Origin of the sequence: Bacillus cereus group sp. N31, from assembly GCF_016483245.1 — a bacterium.
GTDB classification, from domain to species: domain Bacteria; phylum Bacillota; class Bacilli; order Bacillales; family Bacillaceae_G; genus Bacillus_A; species Bacillus_A toyonensis.
Genome location: NZ_JAEHCH010000024.1, coordinates 46,388 through 66,643, shown reverse-complemented (window position 1 = coordinate 66,643; position 20,256 = coordinate 46,388). Strand labels below are relative to the sequence as shown.

Here is a 20,256-nt window from a genome sequence, read left to right as displayed (position 1 = left end):
ATCTTCTATGTTTTTTAAGTTTACATTTGTGAAGACTAATTAAAAATTAGTACCCTCCGCCCCAACAGCTGCATCCTACAATTATTAATAAAATGAATAACACAACTAATAAAGCGAAACCTCCACCAAAACCACAAGAACCACCGTAACTCATATTTTTTCCTCCTTTTGGTTTGAAAACTAATAGGTAGTTGATCATTTTAACTGGTTCGTATTATACATTATGTATATATCCCTTTTTTGAGCATGTCTACTTAAAAATAAGTAAAAGCACTCGATTACGAGTGCTTTAAAATGGATACCAAAAGTTTTGAAATACATTTAATTTTAAATATACTGCAACCATTAAAATAAAAACACCTGTAAATAAAGCAATGAAATCACCACTTTCCGCTTTACTTGTATAGAACCACGTACGTTTATCCTTCTTTCCAAACCCTCTTAAATCCATTGCATTTGAAACGGTATCGATTCTTTCTAAAGAATGAATGATTAGCGGCCAGAAAATTAAAATACGGTTTTTCATACGAATCCATAAGCTCGCTTCTCCTTTTTCAAAAGCTACTCCTCTCGCTTCTTGCGCATGTTTAATAATTTGATATTCGGACTGAATATCAGGTATATAACGTAGTGCAATATTTATTGCATATGTAATCTTATAATGAATACCAAGTTTACTTAAGCCACTTACAAATTCACTTGGATCTGTCGTGTAAATAAAGATAAGTGTAAATGGTAACAACGTAAAATATTTTAATGAAAGTGTAACTGCATAAAATAATGTTTCATATGTAATTGTTGCATAACCAATATGTAAAAACGAAGTATACGATCCAGTTAATTCAGATCCATGAGTCGGTGTAATTAATAAAATCATAACAGTGTTTAATAAACTAAATGTAAATATAACAGTAAAAATAAGTATAATTTTACGAAGTGGAATTTTAGCAAGTAAGAGTCCGATACATCCAAACATAAATAAAATTAGTAATATGCGAAAATCAAAAAACATAAAAGTAAGCGTCATACAAAATATAAACAAAACTAATTTCACAGCCCCATCCATACGACGAAAATACGTATTATGCATTTTCCTCCCTCCTACTAACATCGCAATAAAGTTCCATAAACTTTTCTGGACATGAAATTTCACTAAATGTAACAAGCTCGAATAAAGAACTCTCTCTTAGATTGGCTCTTTGTAACGTTTCTTTATGTCCTAATACAGTAGTTGCAGTATTATCCGCAATGATTTCTCCCTCATGTAGAACTACCGCTCGGTCTGCATATTCTAATGCTAGATTCATATCGTGTGTTATGAAAATAAAGGATATTCCCTTTTTAGCCAGGTTTCTAATAAATGACATAAACTGTTTATAATGATAATAATCTTGTCCAGCCGTCGGTTCATCTAATATGATAAGTTTAGGATTTGTTGTTAATACAGATGCGATAGTTAATCTCTTTTTCTGCCCATAGCTTAATGCCTGAATTGGCCAATTACGAAATGGATATAAACCACAGATTTTTAATGATTCTTCAGCTCTATAGTTAACTTCTTCCTTAGAAAACTTTTTTAATTTTAATGTGAATGAAACCTCTTCTAAAACAGTAGGTTGTGTAATCATATGATTTGGATTTTGCATCACATAAGAGATCATCTCCCCACGCTTACGAATAGACCAAGAACTAATATTTTCTCCATCTAATAAAATCCCTGCATTACTTGTTTTATTTATACCAATAAGACTGTGAGCTAATGTTGATTTTCCAGCTCCATTGTGTCCTAAAAGAGCGATAAGTTCTCCTTTACTTATCGAAAAATTTATATTTTCCAATACTCTTTGTCTATTAGGATAGGAAAATGATAAATTCTCTACTCTTAATAATTCTTTATTTTTAGTAGCATCTTTAAAAAAAACTTGCTTCTGCATCCATTCTTTTAAAACGCCACTAATTTTTTCCTTTTGAATTTTTTCCAGTGGATATATTACGGCATTATTACTATCAAAATGTAATCTCTTTAATGCTTCAATATAAATCGGCTCCCTTAAGCCAATACGAGGCAATATATTTGATGCTAATATTTCTTCCGGAGTCCCTACCGTAATGACTTTACCTTCATCAATTAAAATCATTTTATCTAAATCCAATTTTAATATTTCTTCTATTCGATGTTCAATAATTACAATTGTTTTATTAGTTTGTGCATGTATATCTTTCATAAGTTCTATCGTATGTATGGCGCTTAGCGGATCTAAGTTTGCTAAAGGTTCATCGAACAATAATATATCCGCATTTGTTGTTAAGAGACCTGCAAGAGAAACCGTTTGTTTTTGTCCTCCTGATAATTCATGCGGACTTTGTTTACGAAAAGTATGCATCTTTACCTTTGTTAATGAGTCTGCAACACTCTTTTTCATATCATCTTGATTTACACATTCATTTTCTAAATAAAAAGCGACATCTTCTTCTACTGTAATGCCAATAAACTGAGCATCTTGATCTTGTAATATTGTGCCTACATGCTTACTCTGTTCAAAAATACTGCCTTTCCTCGGGTCTTTACCAGCAATTAATACGTTACCAGTACTAATCCCTTCATACGAAAATGGGATTAGCCCATTAATACAATGAGCTAATGTCGACTTCCCAGAACCGCTTCGTCCAGCAATTAGTACTTTTTCACCAGGGTTGATATGAAATGTAATATCTTTCAAAGTAGGCTGCGCTGCATGCTCATATTGAAAGCTGAATTCTTCAAACGAAATAATTGGTTGCATGTTAACATCCCTACTTTTCAATTTTTAAATGTGTATGTTTTTTATTCGATTTTGCTAGGCCAATTGTAATCGGTAATCCAAGAACTAAGAAAACAATAACATCAGCAATGGTTGCCCCTAATACTTGTATAACAATTTTGTCAAACGGTTCCCCCATCACGATAATATCGAATACCCCAGCAAATATAATAGCAATGACAATACCTACTAAACCAGTAATTGCTAAATAAGAAATATCTCCCTTACTAAACGACCCATTTTTCACATTAAACCCACCTCTTTTTTGAATGAGCCCCATCGCAAAACCAATAATTCCTGAGCTCAGAACCCAGCCCCACCAAATTCCCCCGCCAGAGATCGTATCTGTTACGGTATGACCGATAAGTCCTATTAACAGTCCTGCTACTGGACCAAATAACGCTCCAAAAATGGTTAATATAGCTAATCCAGGTTTAATAAATGTATTTGGTGCAATAGTAAATCCCCAAAGTCCTAATATCCCATATAAAGCTGCTCCGATTCCGATTGCTACTACTAACTTTGTTGATAATTTGTTCATTTCAATTCTCCTCTCAAATTAGTCAGCTTTCATTACTCTATATTTATTTTAATAATGAATTATGCATCGACACTCCCTTTCTATACAACAAAAAATGACCTCTTACATAAGAGGTCATTTTCTTTCACGTGCAAGAATCCTCTTATCTTTCAAAAAACACATCGTGTCCTCTGCGGAATTAGCACCTTCCTATGAATGCACATAGGGGTTGCTGAGGTTTCTTAGGGCCGTTCCCTCCACCTCTCTGGATAAGTATTAATTTGTAATTCGTATTATGGCACTAAGAAAGATAAATTTCAACACTTTTCTAATTATTTTTATTTTTTATTAAATAGTGTATTTAAATCATTGTATTCTTATCGGAATTATGAAATAATGGATTCAAAATTGTTACAGGGGGAAATGTATGATGAAAGTAATTGGTTTAATTGGTGGGTTAAGCTGGGAATCTACATCACTATACTATAAACATATTAATACGCTAACACTCTCTCAATACGATCAAAATGCGAAGCTCGTTTTATATAGTATGGATTTTGGAGAAGTAACTACTTTATTACAAAACCATCAATATGAAGAAGTAAAAAACGAATTAGTCACAGTTGCTAAAAAGGTTGAAAAGTCCGGGGCGGAATGTTTATTAATGTGTTCAAATACAGTCCATTTATTTGCTGAGGAAGTAGAACAAGCAATATCAATTCCACTTCTTCATATCGGTGATGTAAGTGCTAAAGAAATGGTAGAACAGAATATAAAACGTATCGGACTATTAGGAACGAAACAAACGATGGAACAAGATTTTTATACATCACGACTAGCAAAATATAACATTGAGACAATTATCCCAAATGACGAAGAAAGAACTTTTATCCATCACGTCATATTAAACGAATTAAGTAGAGGCATTATTTCAGAAACTTCAAGAGAGAAACTAATACAAATTACCAATTCATTAATTCAAAACGGTGCGGAAGGTATATTACTAGGCTGTACTGAAATACCATTACTTATTTCCCCAAATGACCTTACTGTTCCTGTTTTTGATACTGCTTTTTTACATGCAAATACTGCTGTACAATTTGCTGGATAATAATATGCAAGCATAGAGGTAGAGCCTCTATGCTTGTATATTGTCCGAACTATTTATTTAAAAGAGCATCAATAACTGCAATGGCTCTTTTGGAACCACCACACTCTAAAAAACTTTCATTCAGTTTTCGAATGCCATGTTTATACTTTTCATTTGAAAGAACGTCTGTTACCGCCTCTTTTAAAGTTTGCACATTAACATGCTCTTTCAATAATCTATGTGCTGCCTCAAGTTCAGTTAATCTTTGCGCTATCATAGGTTGATCTTTATCATGCGGTATTATCACAAATGGGACATTGTAATGAATTGCATCGTGTACACTATTCATTCCACCATGTGTAATAAAAACATTTGATTCACTTAATATTTCTGATTGAGGTACGTAAGGGGATATAATAAAATTGTCTGGAGCTTGCTTAATTTTTGACATATCATTTCTATCACCGATCGCCATTACTACAATCCCTTCGAAATCTGAAAAAGCATCAATACAAGTATTAAAGAATGGTTCGAGCCCTTCAAGAAGTGTTCCCATTGAAATATAAATAACTTTCTTTTTTGAAAGCAATTCAAGTGGAAACTTTATATTTGTTTTGCGCTTTATCATACTCGGCCCAATAAAAACATTGTTTTCTCCGAACGAATCGCTATTAGGTTGAAAATAACGACTTGTATACACGAGACTAATGTCTCCCTTATTTTGCATAAATTGAAGATTATTTTTGGGCTTTACTCCAAATTCATGTTCCATTTGATACAGTAACTTTTTAGAGAGTTCATCGGGTTGGAATTGTTTTTCTGCATTTGGATGAAAAGGCAAGGTTTCCAATACTTCTGGTGGAATTAAAAATATAGGAGAGGAAACTATACCTGGAACTTGTAAATATTCCTTTACTAACTCTCCAGCACCAAATATATCATAAACTACGAAATCAAAATTTATGCTTTTACATAATTCTTTCGTAATTTCTAATATATATAAAGAAGTTTGAACATGTACATGAAAGAAAGATTTTAATCCATATGAAGTTTCATTATCAATAGAAATTTCCTTTAATAAATCCGGATGAGTATGTACAATAGCTCCCAAAACTTCAAGCCTTTCCTTAAAGTTTTCCGTTGTAATATAGTGTACGTTATCTCCTCTTTCAGTAAAGGCCTTTACTAAACTTAATGTAGGATTTACATGTCCCTCTGCAGGAAAATTAACTATTAAAATATTCAACACGTATTTCTCACTCCTTACAATTCAATGTTCTTATTAATCGTACTGTTATTATTACAAGAAATCTTCCCCTAATAGTCCCAATACGCTTGCTACTTTAGGTTGATAAATAATTTTTAGTCATTGGAAAAGGCATCTACATAAGTAGATGCCTAACTGTGATAAGGAGTGTTCTGTGAGGTTAGGATAAGCTTTTCTGCTTGTCCTATGCTATCAATATATGAATTATTTTATAAAACGTGAATAATTAATAGAATTATTTTAACCATTTTATTTGATCAAATGGATAATATACCATTTTTACTTTACCTATTACATGTGACTCATCGATCAGTCCAAGTGTATTCCTACTATCCATACTATGATTACGATTATCCCCTAATACAAATAATTTATGCGAGGGAACTTTCATTTCTCTAAAGTTTGAAAAACGATTTGATACTTGTGACATATCTAACTGTATATACAACTCATCTCGCTTTTTACCGTTAATATATACCACATCGTTTCTTACTTGTACGTTATCCCCTGGTAATCCAATAATTCGTTTCACGTAGTATGTAGGCTCGTCTTCTTTTTTTATTATTACAATATCACCATGATGAAAAGAAGAAAAATAGATACTAGCCTTATTAACTAGTATGCGATTATTTTCATTCAAAGTAGGTTGCATCGAAATTCCTTCTACCATACAAAATAAAAATGACTTATTAATACTAATAATTCCTATTATAATTAAAATATAGCTACATATTTTTCTCCAATCTTTTAGAATCAATTGCTTCATATATACCTCATTTCTAATCTATTCGTATGTAAAAACGTCTCTAGTTCATATAAATGCTAGAGACGTTTCGTATATTTTAATTCTCTTTAGAGTCATCTATTTTTAGTGCTTCGCCAGTTAATCGCATATTTTTCAAATCAAAATAAGCATCTAAAACTTCTTTTCCAATATCAGAGTTAATACCAGACTTATCATTTTTAACCCATGGTACTACAACGGAAAATGCTACTTCTGGATCATCATATGGTGCGTATCCTGCTAATGTTAAATTATAACATTCTATACGATCGCCTTTCTCATTTCTCCCAATATCACTTTCTCCACCGTATACAGTCTGTGCAGTTCCTGTTTTGCCAGCTGGTTTATACGGTGCTTTTTGGAACGCCCTTACTCCCGTTCCATCTCCTTCTTGGAATACTCTTCTAAACCCTTCTTTTACTTGATTGATATATTCTTCTTTCATATCAATTCTATTTAAAACAACAGGTTCTATTGCATGCATCACTTTACCGATTTCATCCTTTTGAGCGGTTTGTTCTCTAATCTCTTGAACAATTTGTGGTTTCATTCGATAACCGCCGTTTGCGATAGTCGAAATATACTGTACAAGCTGAAGTGGTGTATACGTATCATACTGTCCAATCGAGTAGTCTAGTAAGAAACCAGGTTGATTATCTTTTTTACCAATTTGTCCAGCTGTTTCGTTCGGTAAATCAATACCAGTTGGAACACCTAATCCAAATTGCCTGAAATAATACCTCATTTTATCAAAATATTCCTGTTTAATATTTAACGAACTATTTTTCACATAATCTACTCCTGCAATTTTCAATGCTGTATTAAACATATAAACGTTTGAAGAAACTTGTAACGCCCTTAGATCATCAATATTTCCGAACTCTTTCCAAGACTTTTTTTCCTTAGTTCCTTTAAACTTCATTGGTGCATCATAAAAATATGTACCTGGTGTTATAGCTTTCGTTTCAAATCCTGTTAATACTGTTGCACCTTTAACAGTTGATCCAAGCTCATATGAACTTGTCATCGTACCTAAAGCATAATCTTCTACTTCCGTTTTTCCATCTTTTTCTATAAGCTTTTTCCCAGCCATTGATAATACTTGGCCGTTTTTCGGATTCATCATTACAACGAAAGCACGGTCTAACATTGATTCTGAACCTTTATATGCCTTTAATATTTTTTCTATGCTCTCTTCAACTTTTTTCTGTAATTCCATATCAATTGTTAACGTTAAATTTTTCCCACTTTTCCCCTCAGAAACTGTTTCCATTCTCATTGTATTTCCTTGCTTATCAGCTATACTTCTCACTTCTTTTTTCGAGCCGTGAAGCACATCCTCGTATTGCTGCTCAATGTAACTTTTCCCTATCCTGTCATTTCGGCTATAATCACGCACTAAATAATAATCTAATCGTTCACGTGGCAATCCTTCATCAGCATTCGAAACGTTTCCAAGGACTGAACGAAATAAGCCATCATTTACATAGTGTCTCTCCCAATCAACCGATGCGTCTACCCCTGAAAGATTCCCTAAATTTTCACTAACTTTTGCATATTCCTTTTCACTCACATCTTTTTTAATAATTTGAGGAGCCATTTGGTAACCTGCAGTCATTTTACTTTTAATAGCTAACACTTTTATATCTTGAATTGTTAACTCTTGAAGATTTTTATCTGTAACACGCTTTCTTCTTAAATCTTCTATTTTCTTATCTAGGTCTTTACCCGTAATATCTTTTTCCCTAAACTTGTCTATTTCTTTTTTTGATATTAAATTTTGTGCAAGTTTTGGATTTAATTGCATCCAAAAATCTTTCTTATCCGTCTCAGTTAACTTGTCAATATCTTCTTGCGGCATTTCAATTATTTCCTCAAGTTGTCTTGCAGTTTTTAGTATATCTTCTGATTTTACACCTTTCATCTTTGTATACGTAATCGTGCGTAAAGACTTATTATCAACAACTGGATTCCCTTCTCGATCAAATATTTTCCCACGCGGAACAGAAAGACTCACAGTTGCATTTTCTCTCTTCTCTACTTCATTTTTATATGTCTCTCCATCGACAATTTGTACTTTACCTAACTGTATAATCATGGCAGAAAATAATAAAAATACACAAAAGAATAAAATATTTAAGCGCATCGGTATTGCTCTACCACTCTTTTTCTCTTTCTTTTTCACCTCGTCATAATCTCCTCCTTACAACATTTTTAATACTTTTACGCTTTCTATATTAAAAGTAATGTACAATTTCCACACATTACTTTGTACGCATATAAATATAACGTTCAAAACTTAATAGAAATTAAAACAAACATAAAGAAAAGGTAAAGTTTACTAAATTAAATATAAAAATACCCAATAACAAAAGCTTAGCTTTGTTATTGGGTATTAAGTATTTTAAGATTTAATATTAGAACGTATTGAAATACATCTATCATCACAATTTGATAGAGATTGTTTACTCTGCATTTTTGGCAAGTAAATCGTTACAGTTGTCCCGACACCAACCTCACTCATTATACTTATTGTTCCTTGATGACTTTCAATAATTTTATAACTTAACATCAATCCAATACCGGTACCTTTTTCTTTCGTACTATAAAAAGGTTCACCTAATCTTTTAATTCTTTCTTCAGGTATTCCTATTCCTTCATCTATTACACTAATAATGACACCATTTTTATGTATTTCTTTTATATGAATTGAAATTTTCCCACCATTTAGCATTGCTTCAATTGAATTTTGCAAAATATTAATAAAAACTTGTTTCAATTGATTTTCTGAGCATTCAATGATTATCTCTTCGGAATCTGTAAATAGTTCAACTTGAATATTTGTCATGATTGCTTTTGTATTAATTAGTGATACGACATTTTTAAAAATTTGATAAATATTTTTCTTTTCTGTATTTATTTCATCAGTTTTAGCAATCGACAAAAACTCTTGGAGAATTGCTTCTATTCTTTCTATTTCGGAAAGCATAAGGTCAAAATATTTCTCTTGATCCTCTTTATTAATTTGGAATAACTGTATAAATCCTTTAATTACAGTTAATGGGTTTCTCACTTCATGAGCTACACCGGCTGCTAATTGACCAATTGCCGCAAGTGTATCTGATTTATTTAGCAATTCTTCTGCCTTTTTCCGCTCTGTAATATCGCGGACAATGATCATAATTTTATCATGTAATAATGGTAAACATCTAGCTTCAAAGAAATCAATACTTCCATTAATTGTTAGAGGATATTCTACAATTACATTCTTTCCTTCATCTTTCAATTGGCGAATTGCTTCTTGAAATTGCTGCGCTACTGGAGACGGTAATATTTCGTAAAACTTTTTTCCCATAAAAGCTTCTGCGGGCACGTAAAATTTTGTAGGGAATCCTGCTTTATAATCTATAATTGTCCCATCATCTTCTGTTAAAAAACATAAATCTGGTAAAGCTTTGAAAATTAATTCTAATTCAGAGGTTTGTTGTTTTAATTGCTCTTCTATTGCTTTTAAATGTGTAATATCTACCCCAACAGCCCAGTAACTAAATCCTGTTACAGGAAATTGCTCTGATATATTGGACCACATTATCGTTTTAATTTCTCCATTTTTACATGTTAAACTCATTTCCCAATCTCTAAAATTTTTTCCACAAGTCAAAAATTTATTTTGTATTTGATGGCGATAATTATGGTCAGGATACAGTAATTGAAGAGCGTTTGGATTCCCAATTATTTCTTCAGCAGTATAACCTGTTACAATCTCGCATTCTCGATTCCACAAAACAAAATCTCCATTATAGTCAAGCGCATCAACCATAACAGGCATGTTTTGTAAGATCGTATGTAGTTCTTCCTCTTTTCGAGAAAGTAACGATATATTTTTACTTTGAACTTCTTTTTTCACCCCAGTTATAATAAGGTTAGAAAGCATTTCAAAATATTTTTGGCAATTGAAAATTTCGCTTCGTTTGGACCATACAACAAAAGATCCTAAATATTGATTGTATAAGAAAAGGGGGATTTCAATTTTTGGAAGTTTACATACTTTCATTTCATTAATTCCAAATGAAAATATACATTCGTTTTCAGCATCAAGAAGTTGATGTGATATGTTGGTTAATTTATAAAATTGTTCTGCCATGGTTTCTATTGTACTCACATCAATAAGTTCCATTAGCCGCGCATTCATTCCTTTTTCACCTCGATATGTAAAATTTATACAAATTCAAAATTCATACTTCTTCATTATACGAAGAAAGTGCTCCTAGGTATATAGCTGTAGAATAATTATTCAAACAAATTCTATTTTTCAATTAAAAACAGAAAATAATATGGGAATGTTATGCGCTACTAGTAGAAGTATAAAGTGAAACTTTAATCAGTGGGGGTTTTGTTCATCCCCCACTGATTATTAGTTGAACCAATCGGGCTTTTACGGGCAGTTGATTCCCCACCTAACTTCTTTGCTTCCGCTGAATTTTGAGGTGAGGGGTCTTACTGCCCGTTAATGCGGGATAAAAATATAATAATCATAAAATTCACAAAAAATTCACAACTTTCATGAAAAATATAAACATTTATTCCAATATATTCTATATAATGAGGTGTAATAAGGCTTCTATGAATCTCATAGAATACCTTACCCCTAATAAAAAGAAAAAAAGAATCTTTTTGGATTCTTTTTTTCCTTTTATTACATTACATATTTATATAAAGCATGTGCGACACCATGTTCTTCATTTGTTAACGTTTCGTATTTACACATCGCTTTTATTTCTTCAACTGCATTTCCCATTGCAATTGATATATTTGCTTTCTCCATCATAGAAACATCGTTTAAGCCATCGCCTATTGCTACAGTGTTTTCAACTGGAATATTAAGATGTTCTGCTAAAGTATATAATCCATTTCCTTTTTGAGCATCTCGATGGTTAATCTCTAAATTATGCCAATAGGAAGATGTAATAGCTAAATCCGTATTATGCAGAAACGTTTCTTTTAATTTTTTTAATTTCCCTATGTCATAAGAAAACGGTAAAAGTTTATGCACATGTATATCCATTTCTACAATTGGTTTACAACTTTCTGTGCTATGAAATGCTGTATGCTCAAGGTATAATGCAGCAATCGTTTCTAACTCTTTCAAATCGAAATTTTCTTTTACATTCTTCACATACTCGATTTCATTACGTACACTCTCTACTCCATAATCGGGTACATACACACCTTTATTAGTATAGAGCTGATAATACAAGCCATTCTCTTCAAGATATTCTACAATCTCAAGTGCCTGCATATTTTGAATTGGATATCTCTTCATCATTTTTTTATCTTTATATATAAGCGCACCATTTTCTGCGATAATCGGACATTCCAAACCAACTTCTAATAATAGTCGTTCAATATCCATAATAGAACGTCCTGTACAAATTGCTACAACATGGCCAGCTTCTTGACATTTTCGAATTGCTTCTGCATTCTCTTTACTAATCATTTTATTCCCTGAAAGAAGAGTTCCATCTAGATCAATTGCGATTAATTTCATTATTTCTTCACCACTTTCTATAAATACACGAGTTTTTATTAAATAAAAGGTATCGTTTTCATACGAATCTCGTGAAGTACTCCTTATTTATAATTTATGAAAAGCGTTTCATGTCAAGAAATAATTAAAAATAAAATCCAAAGCTGTTCTTTTTAAAGAAAAGCTTTGGATTTTATTTTTAATTATAACTAATATATTTTGTCTCACACATATATACATTTTTTTCCTCTGTTGGGATATATACTTTAAACTTTTCTAAACGCTTTCCGTATATATGAATAGTGATTGCGCTTTCATTTTCGGATATTTCTAGAATATGACAATCAGCTGGTGGAATTACTTTATCTGTTTCGCCTTCTCCCAAATAAAGATTTCCTGTATGTGTTAAATAAGAAAGTGAATTTCCAAGCTGCTTCGTTTGAACAAAGTTCTGCACCATTATCCTTCCTGAAAAAACGCCTTCTACTCCCCATGTGCCATCATGATCATGTAATGGTGTAGATTGTCCATCTTTCCATACGAGAGCTAATACTTCAAAACGTTTTAATGGATCTTCATACAGTAAGTGTCGTGCATATTGAGCCGAATTTGACTTCTGTTTATCTAACGGAAGCCATGTTTTCTTTTCTAAAAGTTCTTCTAGTAATGTTTCAATTTTACACACGATTTCTTCTTCTAATAAATCACCATTTATTAAATCAGTTACAGCTTTAATAAATGTTTGAAACGTTTTACTCCCATTGCACGTTAACATAAGCATCCTCCTCTACGCTTTTTTCACACACCTCCATACTATAAAACACACTAAAATTTTACAATTGAGAAATAAAAAAACAAGGTACAATACAATGTACCTTGTTGAACGTTTTATTGAGTTTTTAAGCGAATAGGTAAATATTTTAAAGTTTGCTCATTTTTCAATATACATCTTTCTAAATTAAAAGATGGAGATAACTCTATTTTTTCGAAAGCATTTATAAAGGTACTTAATGCAATCTCCGCTTCTAAACGTGCAAGCGGTGCCCCTAAGCAAAAGTGCGGACCTTTACCAAAGGTTAAATGTTTTTCATTTCCTATGCGGTGTAAATTATACTTAGAAGCATGTGAGAATTTGTTCTCATCTAAATTTGCTGCACTAACCCATGCAACAATCATTTGATCCTTTTTCATTAAAGGACCAAATATGTTTGTATCCTCTGTAATCCTCCGAGCTAATGTAACAGGAAAGCGATAGCGTAATACTTCCTCAATCGCTTTTGCAACTAATTTAGGTTCTTCTCTTAATTCTTGATAAATTCCAGGTGAATCCACTAAAAAGCAATAAAAACTATTAATAATTAAATTTGTAGTCGTTTCATTACCAGCTGCTAATAAACCTAATGAAAAAGTTACAATTTCTTCATCGGTTAATCTTTCACCTTCATATTCAGCTCGTATTAAATCTGAAATAATATCATCGGTTAAATGATATCTTTTTTCTTGAACGATCGGTAAAAGATATGCTTTAAATTCATTTAATGCAATCCCTTTCTCGGCATCCAGATCATTAAACTTTTCTTTACTATACGGCATAAATAATATATCAGACCATTCTTTAATTTGTTTACGGTCTGTAGTAGGTACTCCCAATAGGTCTGATATAACGGTAACAGGTAAAGGTGCAGCAAATTGATTAACAATATTAACTTCATCATACTTTTTTATATTTTTTACAAGTTCGTCTGCAATAGCTTGTATACGAGGTTTCCACTGTTCTAAACTTCTTGGAGTAAATGCTTTAGAAACAATTGAACGTACGTTACGGTGTTCTGGCGGATCTGTAGAGTTTATATTTATTCTAGTTTCTAAAGGAGGGATTGCGAATTGTCTCCGCTCCCTTCTACTTGAAAATAAGCGATAGTCTGATAAAACACGATTCACGTCCTCATATAAAAAAACATTCCAAACATCTTGCTCTTCATCATAATGTACTGGGTGATTATCCCTCATAAATTGATACCATCCATACGGGTTCCACAGCTCTTCTTTTGTTTTTAGCTTTGAAATTTCATGAACTAAAATAACATTTTCAGGTGAATCCATAGTTCTTTCCTCCCTTTTCTTTTACAATAAAAGTGATAGGTAGGTAATTCAAAGTTGTATAAACTAACATATGTTATTTTAACATATACATAGCAAAACTTTTCAAATGAAAACTTGAGAAATATATGAGGAGGCTTTTTTATGTATGTTGATATTTTATTACTTGCAGAATTAACAACAGGGCCAAAACATGGCTATGAAATAAAGAAAAATATTCAAAATCGGTTAGGCAATAATTTTGAATTAAATCATAACATGCTTTACCCTACTCTTCGGCGTTTTGAAAACATGGGAGCCATAACGAAAAATGTACAGAAACAAGTCGGAAAACCAAACCGAAATATGTACAATATAACAGAAACAGGAAAAGAAATTTTTTATGAAATGTTAAGAGAATTCCCCGAAAAGATTGCGACAAACAACACTGAGGTCCTTGTACGTATCGCGCTTTTCGACAAACTTGATTACGAGGCTAGAATAGAAATTTTAACTACGCGCCAAAACGTGCTTCAAAAACAACTTACAGCCATCCAATCCCTTGACGTTGTCTCACCTTTTATTACAGAAGTTGTTGAATTTACTAAATCACGTATTGAGCATGAACTACGTTGGATTACATCACTTATGAAGAAAATATAAAAAAATAACAGAAAAAGTTAAAAATAATGAATGAAAATGAGATTTATTATCAATACTAGTATTAATAAAAGGGCAACCACGATTTGGCTACCCCTCAAAAATTTACAATTCTGGATCGAAAGTTTTGCAATCTGTTTCTTCCGTTGTAGATGCTTGTTTCCCTTTATGACTAACTACATAAATTGCATCTGCACTACATTTATTACCGTTAGCCCAAAATTTACAATTGTTTACTTCACATAAAACGTCTTGTGCCATAGTATCACACCTCCTTGTTCTATTATCATTAACAAAATTCGGAGGTATGATACTCTTTGTCATCTATTTTTTATTACCTTTTTAGCTTTCTTAATGTTTCTATATGCCCTCGTACAATAGCATCGATATTTTCAGTTATCTTTTCAATGTCAAAATGCCACCATTGAATTTGCAATAATTCTTCTATTATTTCATTTGAAAATCTCTCTTTTATTTTATTTGCAGGGTTTCCACCAACAATTGTATATGGTGCCACATCTTTAGTCACAACAGATTTCGCTGCAATGATTGCACCATCTCCTATTTTAATTCCGGGCATAATCGTTGTATCCATACCAATCCAAACGTCATTTCCTATAACTGTATCTCCTTTATACGGTAAATCAGACAAATCTGGTGTAAACTTCTCCCATCCATTCCCAAAAATATTAAACGGATAAGCTGAAAATCCATCCATTCGATGATTCGCTCCGTTCATAATAAAGGTAACTCCAGATGCAATACAGCAAAACTTGCCAATGAAGAGACGATCTCCAATAAATTCATAATGATATAATACTCGATCTTCTAATGTTTCCCCATGTTTCGCATCATAATAAGAATAGTCACCAACAAGTATATTAGATTTCGTTATTGTATTTTTTATAAAATGAACGTTTTGATTTCCTTCAATTGGGTATTTAACGTTTGGATTAGGATTCATGTTGCACAGCACTTCCTTTACCATTCATTTCACTTTCTACTGCTATTACTGGCTTTAAATTGTATATAGGTAAAATAAACAATAATCCAATAACAAATAGTAGAGCCGTCCCCTCGTACATCATACTTAACGAAAACATCTCCTTTAATGAACCAGCAATACTCATCGTTACTACCATTGAACCGGTGAACAGTGGACTTAAAATGCCATTTACTCTACCAATAAAATCCGTATCGCTATTTTGTATAATAAGTGTATTAATACCTATTTGAATACACGGTAGAGCTAACCCACTAAAAAGTTGTGCCGTAAGTGTCACCCATAAATTTGTGGAGTAACCAATTATACCAATTCCAATAGCCTGACCAAGCATACCTACGATTAACATTTTTTGCGGCGCAACGTTTTTTGCGAATACCATCGCTAAAGCTCCGCCAACAATCATCCCTGCGCCATTTACTGTTAGTAACCATTGTAAACTCTCTTTTGATAACCCTAACTGCTCAGTTACAATAAATATGCCTAGTGGCTGAATTAAGCCTATTCCTAGTCCTGCTGCCATAAAACATAATCCAAGTAAAGTTAATGCTTTTTTCTTTTTGACGTATTTAATACCATCCTTCATTTCCTGCAACAGCGTGATGTCTTTCTTTTCTGCTTCGTTTTCAAGATCTTTCGGAAGAAATAACAATACACCTGCAGCAAGTAAAAACGCGATACCTGTTATAATGATTGAAATATAAATTCCAAAACTATGAAAAATAAATGTTCCGAGAATTGGTCCTAACACCATAAATATCGCAAAAATCGTTTGATATATCGACATTGCTAATTGAATTTGTTCCGTCGATAAGTGTTGTTTAAACAACTTCATTCCAGATGGTTGAGAAAACTGCGAAAGGATTGCAGAGATTAGCGTCACAAAAAACACAATTTTCCACGTTCCAAACATAAGTGTAATTAATACAGCGAATACTGAAATAGAACTTAACGTTTCACACCATATCATTGTCCTCTTCGGCTTCCACCTATCAGCAAAAGTTCCACCAATGAATGAGAATATAAAAATCGGGGCGAATTCAGCAACTGAAATCATTGATATAGCGAAAGCATCACCTTTCGTCATTTCCATAACATACAATAATACCGCAAAGTTTCGAACCCATATTCCTATTTGTAAAAATAATGCTGATGCAAGAATTCCCTGTACAAATCGATTTTTCAATACTTGTGATACCCCATGATTTTGTTTCGGTTCTATAGTCGTCGACATAAAAAAGCCTCCTATTTCATGTTCTGAACAGGAGGCAGCACAAATCATATGAAAAGACTATATTTTTCGCAGTGCGAAACACATCCCTTTTCTATACATGTACATACTAATCCTATTCAGAAGAATATTTCGTTTTTTAACGAAGATCTCTTAAAAATAGAATTAGTTGATCATTGGGATGTTTTCACCCTTCCGTTTCGAATTTAAATAACACATACATACTCTATGTAAAACATTTTCAATGTATGCATGTCTCATTTTAACTATTCTAGAAAGTCAAAGGCAATTCCTCTAAAGAACGCATTAAATAATTTCCTTGCCATTTAATATCTTCACGATCGCCCTTTATTTGTAGTTCAGGCATTCTTTTAAACAGAGTAGTAATAGCAATCTTTGCTTCTAGCCTAGCAAGTGGAGCTCCTAAACAGAAATGACTACCATGTCCGAAAGCAATGTGACGGTTATTCTCACGCATAATATCAAATACTTCTGGGTTTTCAAATACTGTTTCATCACGGTTTGCGGAAGCTAATGCGATAATAACCATATCTCCTTTTTGGATTGTTTGGTCATGAATTTGAAACGGCTCAGCCGCCCATCTTGCAGTTGTCACCTCAACTGGAGAATAATAACGCAATCCTTCCTCAATAGCTGAATCAATTAATTTTGGATTATCTTTTAATAACTGTAATTGCTTCGGATTTTCAAGAAGTGCTAATACCGTATTTGTTATTAAATTCACTGTTGTCTCGTGTCCGGCTACAATTAATAACATGATCATTGAATATAGCTCTCGAGCACTAAGTTTCTGCCCTTCATTTTCTGCAAGTATTAACGCACTAACCAAATCTTCTTTTGGATTTTTTCGTTTTACATCAACTATAAATTGAAGATATGTAATAAACTCAGATAGTTGTTTTTCGGTTTCTTTTATTTCTTCAGGTGTTTCTGGCGATGCAATGACAGCATGAGACCAAATTCTAAATTTCGCTTGATCCTCTTTTGGAATGCCAAGCATCTCACTTATTACAATAATCGGTAATGGGAATGAATAATCATCCACAAGATTTAATGTACCTTTCCGCTCTATTTCACTTATTAAATCATCCGCTATTCTCTGAATTCTTCCGTCTAATTGTGAAATCATCTTCGGTGTAAAAGCTTTTTGAACTAAAGATCGTAAACGACTGTGGTTAGGTGGGTCTGAATTTAACATGTGCGTTGTTAAATGATCACTATTGTCAACGGAAAGATACATGTTCTTTGTATCTTGAGGAAACACATTTGCCTGATCTTTTTTTAAGCGATTATCTTTTAAAAGCGGCAGAGCATCTTCATATCTTGTAATGAGCCATTCTTTACCGATTTCAATTTGATTTACAAATAATATAGGCTGGACTTTTCTCGATTCTTTATAAATTTCATACGCATCTTTTTTAAACTGAGCTGAAGCTAAATTAATGCCATCCTCTATTCTTAGGCCCACTTTGTTTTTCATTGACATTGCATTCCCTCACTCTCACTTGTTTTTGAAAATCAACCAACATATGCATTATACTTTAATAAAAACGTGAAAATTGTAAATTTTTAATTAAAATCTTACTTCGTATATTGAAAAATAAAAAAGTGAGCGAGTAAAAGTATTCTACTCGCTCACTTTTCTTTATGCGAAGCACATAAAGTTACTAATTTGTTGATATCGGTAACTTACTTTACGACGGCGACCACCTTGCCAAGTATAACCTGAAACCCCATTTCTTCTTACCTCAGTTGGAAAGAACCATAAATCTCTTCCGAAAGGACCAGGTCGATGTAAACGTAAATAGCCCCATCTTCCTAGACAGTTACACATCCATGATTTCATATTACCTGCTTGTGCTGGAGAAGCAAATGTGGACGGTAACGACGGAGCTTGTGACGGTGGTGGTGACGTTGGAGCATCTTCCGCATCATCTGGCCTGTAATCTTCTTGTTCAATATCTCTCACTTCATTTGCAGATTCATAACCGTAGTTTTGTGGATTATAATACATCCCTTGATCATATGGATAGTTTTGTTGGTTATACATATTAACAAATCACCTTCTTTTCATTTCCTTTAACATTCATATGTAATTCGTTAACTATAGGAAGCTTATGTATAGCCTAAATTCAATTGAAAAAAGTTCGCATTTTAAAAATACGAACTTTTTCATACACTGGATATATTTATTATTTTTTTAACTTCACACTATAAAAACGCATTTGATCTAATGAACCTTCATATTCAAATACTTCTTGCTTAATTAATTCTTTCAAGCGATATTCCAAAAACGTATCCCCAACCAATTGATCCGCAAGACCAAGTGCTTCACCTATTACTCTCGGAGCTTTATGAAATTCTTTATCTGCTCCTACATTTTTTGCACACTCAATAATGAATTGATCAAAATAACCTTCTTGTACAGAATGCACTTCATCGTCTTTCCAAACTCTTAAAAACTCCATGCTTTGCGATAATCTATCCCACTCATGTGCAAACTTCATCCGCTTCTCTTCAGTTAAATACGGAAATTCCACAAAACTTTTTTGGAAAAGAGCTAAAATTTCAGGAGATAATTCTCCAGTTCCACGAATATCATAATCTTGTTTTAATATTTCTCTACTCGCTTCAGAAGTATTTATAACACGAATATTTTTCTTATTTTTTAATTGCGCAAGTGCAAAACAAAGTCCTACATGCTCATGGGCATTATCCGCCTTCCAAATGGTAATCGGTGTTTCATTCGGAATTGAATGTAGCTCTTCTAAAGTCTCCTTAAATCTTGGTAAATACTCTTCTTCAAAATAACAATCATAAGAAGTTAAGTTATTTAATAACCACTGTGATCTTGCTAATTGACCTTCATTCGTATGTAATTGATGTATGGGACCAATTGAAAAGAATTCAGAGTATGAAACAACATTCTCCTCGTGTAATCCTTCTTGTTTCAACATATATTTTAAACATCCAGCTGTTGAATCATCAAAGGCAATATGAATGTGTGTACTTTCTTCTAAATTCTTTTCCTGAGTTGTATGACTCGTCAATTGCTTAGGGATATTCGTTAAATTTTTTAGCATATCTTCGCTATAATTCCCGTCTAATACATCTAACTGTATGAGAATACTTTGAAGTAAATGTTTTGCTTCATCTTCATACATATCCTCAACAACATTTTTAATTTTATCTATCATATAAATCCCTCTATTCATTTCTAAAATAACGTAGATTATAGTGTATCATTTTAGTCTAGATGTTTAAAAGCCTTTT

19 protein-coding genes and 1 riboswitch are annotated in these 20,256 nt (G+C 32.6%); of the genes, 2 read left to right on the top strand and 17 right to left on the bottom strand.

The features are described 5' to 3' along the window. Positions 1–46: 46 nt before the first annotated feature. The 4 genes from JDS81_RS23740 to JDS81_RS23725 all read right to left on the bottom strand — a co-directional run bounded on the left by JDS81_RS23740 (position 47) and on the right by JDS81_RS23725 (position 3,342). A complete protein-coding gene (locus tag JDS81_RS23740; protein WP_000120182.1) occupies positions 47–154 on the bottom strand; it encodes a YjcZ family sporulation protein in 108 nt (35 codons plus the stop codon). 135 nt (positions 155–289) lie between these two features. Continuing rightward, complete coding sequence (locus JDS81_RS23735) at positions 290–1,090, bottom strand: energy-coupling factor transporter transmembrane component T family protein (protein WP_000552027.1); 801 nt, start codon at positions 1,088–1,090, stop codon at positions 290–292. Beyond that, positions 1,083–2,783, bottom strand: coding sequence for an ABC transporter ATP-binding protein (locus JDS81_RS23730; protein ID WP_097952674.1), 1,701 nt, complete (start codon positions 2,781–2,783; stop codon positions 1,083–1,085). The genes JDS81_RS23735 and JDS81_RS23730 overlap by 8 nt, the downstream gene beginning before the upstream one ends. A gap of 10 nt (positions 2,784–2,793) precedes the next feature. Then, on the bottom strand, positions 2,794–3,342 hold the full coding sequence (locus tag JDS81_RS23725) for an ECF-type riboflavin transporter substrate-binding protein (RefSeq protein ID WP_001038218.1): 549 nt from the start codon (positions 3,340–3,342) through the stop codon (positions 2,794–2,796). A gap of 139 nt (positions 3,343–3,481) precedes the next feature. Further along, a riboswitch (SAM riboswitch) is annotated at positions 3,482–3,597 on the bottom strand. 151 nt (positions 3,598–3,748) lie between these two features. Here JDS81_RS23725 and JDS81_RS23720 point away from each other — a divergent pair. Beyond that, on the top strand, positions 3,749–4,432 hold the full coding sequence (locus JDS81_RS23720) for an aspartate/glutamate racemase family protein (RefSeq protein ID WP_141499465.1): 684 nt from the start codon (positions 3,749–3,751) through the stop codon (positions 4,430–4,432). 49 nt (positions 4,433–4,481) lie between these two features. Here the strand turns inward: JDS81_RS23720 and JDS81_RS23715 are convergent, their stop codons facing one another. The 7 genes from JDS81_RS23715 to JDS81_RS23685 form a co-directional block, all read right to left on the bottom strand. Beyond that, positions 4,482–5,660 (bottom strand): macrolide family glycosyltransferase, encoded by a 1,179-nt coding sequence (locus JDS81_RS23715; RefSeq protein WP_097952676.1) that lies wholly within the window; start codon positions 5,658–5,660, stop codon positions 4,482–4,484. 253 nt (positions 5,661–5,913) lie between these two features. Continuing rightward, positions 5,914–6,444, bottom strand: a complete 531-nt coding sequence (gene lepB, locus JDS81_RS23710; protein ID WP_087969327.1) for a signal peptidase I — start codon at positions 6,442–6,444, stop codon at positions 5,914–5,916. A gap of 76 nt (positions 6,445–6,520) precedes the next feature. After that, positions 6,521–8,647, bottom strand: a complete 2,127-nt coding sequence (locus JDS81_RS23705) for a peptidoglycan D,D-transpeptidase FtsI family protein (protein ID WP_097952678.1) — start codon at positions 8,645–8,647, stop codon at positions 6,521–6,523. Between the two features lie 219 nt (positions 8,648–8,866). Beyond that, entirely contained in the window at positions 8,867–10,654 is a 1,788-nt protein-coding gene (locus JDS81_RS23700; RefSeq protein ID WP_142316294.1) for a PAS domain-containing sensor histidine kinase, read from the bottom strand. Between the two features lie 504 nt (positions 10,655–11,158). Next, on the bottom strand, positions 11,159–12,010 hold the full coding sequence (locus JDS81_RS23695) for a Cof-type HAD-IIB family hydrolase (protein WP_097952682.1): 852 nt from the start codon (positions 12,008–12,010) through the stop codon (positions 11,159–11,161). A gap of 178 nt (positions 12,011–12,188) precedes the next feature. Then, a complete protein-coding gene (locus JDS81_RS23690; protein ID WP_097952684.1) occupies positions 12,189–12,764 on the bottom strand; it encodes a cysteine dioxygenase family protein in 576 nt (191 codons plus the stop codon). A gap of 113 nt (positions 12,765–12,877) precedes the next feature. Next, on the bottom strand, positions 12,878–14,092 hold the full coding sequence (locus JDS81_RS23685; RefSeq protein ID WP_097952686.1) for a cytochrome P450: 1,215 nt from the start codon (positions 14,090–14,092) through the stop codon (positions 12,878–12,880). A gap of 141 nt (positions 14,093–14,233) precedes the next feature. Between JDS81_RS23685 and JDS81_RS23680 the strand changes: the two genes are divergently transcribed. Continuing rightward, complete coding sequence (locus tag JDS81_RS23680; protein ID WP_000289117.1) at positions 14,234–14,731, top strand: PadR family transcriptional regulator; 498 nt, start codon at positions 14,234–14,236, stop codon at positions 14,729–14,731. Positions 14,732–14,833: 102 nt separating this feature from the next. Here the strand turns inward: JDS81_RS23680 and JDS81_RS23675 are convergent, their stop codons facing one another. The 6 genes from JDS81_RS23675 to JDS81_RS23650 all read right to left on the bottom strand — a co-directional run bounded on the left by JDS81_RS23675 (position 14,834) and on the right by JDS81_RS23650 (position 20,180). After that, entirely contained in the window at positions 14,834–14,989 is a 156-nt protein-coding gene (locus JDS81_RS23675) for a DUF1540 domain-containing protein (RefSeq protein WP_000046090.1), read from the bottom strand. 73 nt (positions 14,990–15,062) lie between these two features. Continuing rightward, the gene (locus tag JDS81_RS23670; protein ID WP_001069238.1) at positions 15,063–15,692 is read right to left on the bottom strand and encodes a Vat family streptogramin A O-acetyltransferase; all 630 of its coding nucleotides are present in this window, start codon (positions 15,690–15,692) and stop codon (positions 15,063–15,065) included. After that, positions 15,682–16,965 carry an MFS transporter gene (locus JDS81_RS23665; protein WP_000108180.1) on the bottom strand — a complete coding sequence of 428 codons (1,284 nt, stop codon included), beginning with the start codon at positions 16,963–16,965 and terminating at the stop codon, positions 15,682–15,684. The genes JDS81_RS23670 and JDS81_RS23665 overlap by 11 nt, the downstream gene beginning before the upstream one ends. 268 nt (positions 16,966–17,233) lie before the next feature. Further along, on the bottom strand, positions 17,234–18,469 hold the full coding sequence (locus JDS81_RS23660; protein WP_097952688.1) for a cytochrome P450 family protein: 1,236 nt from the start codon (positions 18,467–18,469) through the stop codon (positions 17,234–17,236). 159 nt (positions 18,470–18,628) lie between these two features. After that, positions 18,629–19,033 carry a hypothetical protein gene (locus tag JDS81_RS23655; RefSeq protein ID WP_000282698.1) on the bottom strand — a complete coding sequence of 135 codons (405 nt, stop codon included), beginning with the start codon at positions 19,031–19,033 and terminating at the stop codon, positions 18,629–18,631. A 142-nt stretch (positions 19,034–19,175) separates the two neighbouring features. Further along, the gene (locus JDS81_RS23650; protein WP_097952690.1) at positions 19,176–20,180 is read right to left on the bottom strand and encodes a DUF1835 domain-containing protein; all 1,005 of its coding nucleotides are present in this window, start codon (positions 20,178–20,180) and stop codon (positions 19,176–19,178) included. Positions 20,181–20,256: the final 76 nt, after the last annotated feature.

Excerpts from the sequence above, each read along its gene's own strand:
- JDS81_RS23740 (WP_000120182.1), bottom strand. The coding sequence starts at position 154 with ATGAGTTACGGTGGTTCTTGTGGTTTTGGTGGAGGTTTCGCTTTATTA.
- JDS81_RS23735 (WP_000552027.1), bottom strand. The coding sequence starts at position 1,090 with ATGCATAATACGTATTTTCGTCGTATGGATGGGGCTGTGAAATTAGTT.
- JDS81_RS23730 (WP_097952674.1), bottom strand. The coding sequence starts at position 2,783 with ATGCAACCAATTATTTCGTTTGAAGAATTCAGCTTTCAATATGAGCAT.
- JDS81_RS23725 (WP_001038218.1), bottom strand. The coding sequence starts at position 3,342 with ATGAACAAATTATCAACAAAGTTAGTAGTAGCAATCGGAATCGGAGCA.
- JDS81_RS23720 (WP_141499465.1), top strand. The coding sequence starts at position 3,749 with ATGATGAAAGTAATTGGTTTAATTGGTGGGTTAAGCTGGGAATCTACA.
- lepB (WP_087969327.1), bottom strand. The coding sequence starts at position 6,444 with ATGAAGCAATTGATTCTAAAAGATTGGAGAAAAATATGTAGCTATATT.
- JDS81_RS23700 (WP_142316294.1), bottom strand. The coding sequence starts at position 10,654 with ATGAATGCGCGGCTAATGGAACTTATTGATGTGAGTACAATAGAAACC.
- JDS81_RS23695 (WP_097952682.1), bottom strand. The coding sequence starts at position 12,010 with ATGAAATTAATCGCAATTGATCTAGATGGAACTCTTCTTTCAGGGAAT.
- JDS81_RS23690 (WP_097952684.1), bottom strand. The coding sequence starts at position 12,764 with ATGTTAACGTGCAATGGGAGTAAAACGTTTCAAACATTTATTAAAGCT.
- JDS81_RS23685 (WP_097952686.1), bottom strand. The coding sequence starts at position 14,092 with ATGGATTCACCTGAAAATGTTATTTTAGTTCATGAAATTTCAAAGCTA.
- JDS81_RS23680 (WP_000289117.1), top strand. The coding sequence starts at position 14,234 with ATGTATGTTGATATTTTATTACTTGCAGAATTAACAACAGGGCCAAAA.
- JDS81_RS23675 (WP_000046090.1), bottom strand. The coding sequence starts at position 14,989 with ATGGCACAAGACGTTTTATGTGAAGTAAACAATTGTAAATTTTGGGCT.
- JDS81_RS23670 (WP_001069238.1), bottom strand. The coding sequence starts at position 15,692 with ATGAATCCTAATCCAAACGTTAAATACCCAATTGAAGGAAATCAAAAC.
- JDS81_RS23665 (WP_000108180.1), bottom strand. The coding sequence starts at position 16,965 with ATGTCGACGACTATAGAACCGAAACAAAATCATGGGGTATCACAAGTA.
- JDS81_RS23660 (WP_097952688.1), bottom strand. The coding sequence starts at position 18,469 with ATGTCAATGAAAAACAAAGTGGGCCTAAGAATAGAGGATGGCATTAAT.
- JDS81_RS23655 (WP_000282698.1), bottom strand. The coding sequence starts at position 19,033 with ATGTATAACCAACAAAACTATCCATATGATCAAGGGATGTATTATAAT.
- JDS81_RS23650 (WP_097952690.1), bottom strand. The coding sequence starts at position 20,180 with ATGATAGATAAAATTAAAAATGTTGTTGAGGATATGTATGAAGATGAA.